This is a genomic window from Plantactinospora sp. CNZ321 (assembly GCF_004217235.1).
This window is the reverse complement of sequence record NZ_SHKQ01000001.1, coordinates 1-2,500: the sequence shown is the minus strand read 5'-3', so window position 1 is coordinate 2,500 and position 2,500 is coordinate 1. Positions and strand designations below refer to the sequence as shown.

1 rRNA gene (cut by a window edge) is annotated in these 2,500 nt (G+C 55.8%); it reads left to right on the top strand.

The window, feature by feature from the left end:
* Positions 1 to 2,500: ribosomal RNA gene (locus EV371_RS00005) — 23S ribosomal RNA — on the top strand (its annotated part extends 210 nt beyond the left edge of the window); the annotation flags it as partial.

The following is a 2,500-nucleotide window of genomic DNA, read 5'->3' as shown; positions in this document are numbered from 1 at the left end:
CCCGTAGGAAGAGAAAACAATAGTGATTCCGTGAGTAGTGGCGAGCGAAAGCGGATTGAGGCTAACCGGTTGCGTGTGATACCCTGTCAGGGGTTGCGTGGTCGGGGTTGTGGGACCTCATGACACGAGCTGACACTCGTGTGGGGAGTGATAAAGCCAGGTGTTAGCTGAATGGTGTGGAAAAGCCAAACCGTAGGCGGTGATAGTCCGGTAGGTGAAAGCATCTGGTCTTCCTTGTGGGTGTTCCGAGTAGCGGCGGGACTCCTGAAATCTGCCGTGAATCTGCCAGGACCACCTGGTAAGCCTAAATACTTCCTGGTGACCGATAGCGGACGAGTACCGTGAGGGAATGGTGAAAAGTACCCCGGGAGGGGAGTGAAAATAGTACCTGAAACCGTTCGCCTACAATTCCGTCGGAGCCTCTTTTTGGTGGGTGACGGCGTGCCTTTTGAAGAATGAGCCTTGCGAGTAGTGGCATGTGGCGAGGTTAACCTGTGTGGGGTAGCCGTAGCGAAAGCGAGTCTGAAATAGGGCGTGTAGTCGCGTGTTCTAGACCCGAAGCGGGGTGATCTAGCCATGGGCAGGCTGAAGCGTGGGTAAGACCGCGTGGAGGCCGAACCCACAACGTTGAAAAAGTTGGGGGATGACCTGTGGTTAGGGGTGAAAGGCCAATCAAACTCCGTGATAGCTGGTTCTCCCGAAATGCAGTTAGGGTGCAGCGTCGTGTGTTTCTTGCCGGAGGTAGAGCACTGGATGGTCTAGGGCCCTACAAGGTTACTTGAAATCAGCTAAACTCCGAATGCCGGTAAGTGAGAGCGCGGCAGTGAGACTGCGGGGGATAAGCTTCGTAGTCGAGAGGGAAACAGCCCAGATCGCCAGCTAAGGCCCCTAAGCGTGTGCTAAGTGGGAAAGGATGTGGGGTCGCATAGACAACCAGGAGGTTGCTTAGAAGCAGCCATCCTTTAAAGAGTGCGTAATAGCTTCACTGGTCAAGTGGTTCCGCGCCGACAATGTAGCGGGGCTCAAGTACACCGCCGAAGCTGTGGCATTCACACATTGACTTCGCGATGGTCTTTGGATTGTCGTGCAGGTGTGTGGGTGGGTAGGGGAGCGTCGTGCCGGGGGTGAAGCAGCCGAGTGATCGAGTTGTGGACGCGGCACGAGTGAGAATGCAGGCATGAGTAGCGAAAGAAGGGTGAGAAACCCTTCCGCCGGATGACCAAGGGTTCCAGGGCCAGGTTAATCCGCCCTGGGTGAGTCGGGGCCTAAGGCGAGGCCGAGAGGCGTAGTCGATGGATAACGGGTTGATATTCCCGTACCCGTGTAGGAGCGCCCGTGATGAACCTCGTTGTGCTAACCACCCGAACCTGCCAAGACCTTCGGGTTGAGGTGGGGGAGCGTGGGAACCTGGCGGGTAGTAGTCAAGCGATGGGGTGACGCAGGAAGGTAGCTGAGCCCGGCCGGTGGTTGTGCCGGGGTAAGCGTGTAGCCCGTGCCATAGGTAAATCCGTGGTGCGTGTGGGTGAGCACGTGATGCCGAAGCCGATTCAGGTGAAGTCAGTGATCCCTATGCTGCGCGAGAAAAGCCTCTAGGCGAGTTCCGAGCGGCCCGTTACCCTAAACCGACACAGGTGGTCAGGTAGAGAATACCGAGGCGATCGGGTTGAACTGTGGTTAAGGAACTCGGCAAATTGCCCCCGTAACTTAGGGAGAAGGGGGGCCGGACACGTGAAGCAACACGCTTGTGGAGCGTGGTATGGCCGCAGAGAGCAGGGGGAAGCGACTGTTTACTAAAAACACAGGTCCATGCGAAGAAGTAATTCGATGTATATGGACTGACGCCTGCCCGGTGCTGGAACGTTAAGGGGACCGGTTAGCTCCTTTCGGGGGGCGAAGCTGAGAACTTAAGCGCCAGTAAACGGCGGTGGTAACTATAACCATCCTAAGGTAGCGAAATTCCTTGTCGGGTAAGTTCCGACCTGCACGAATGGCGTAACGACTTCCCCACTGTCTCAACCACAGGCCCGGCGAAATTGCAGTACGAGTAAAGATGCTCGTTACGCGCGGCAGGACGGAAAGACCCCGGGACCTTTACTATAGCTTGACATTGGTGCTTGAATTAGCTTGTGTAGGATAGGTGGGAGCCGGTGAAGCCTATACGCCAGTATGGGTGGAGGCAATCTTGAAATACCACTCTGGTTGGTTCGGGTATCTAACTTCGGGCCTTATCGGGTTCAGGGACAGTGTCTGGTGGGTAGTTTAACTGGGGCGGTTGCCTCCTAAAATGGTAACGGAGGCGCCCAAAGGTTCCCTCAGCCTGGTTGGCAATCAGGTGTTGAGTGTAAGTGTATAAGGGAGCTTGACTGTGAGACTGACGGGTCGAGCAGGGACGAAAGTCGGGACTAGTGATCCGGCACTTGCGTGTGGAAGCGGTGTCGCTCAACGGATAAAAGGTACCCCGGGGATAACAGGCTGATCTTCCCCAAGAGTCCATATCGAC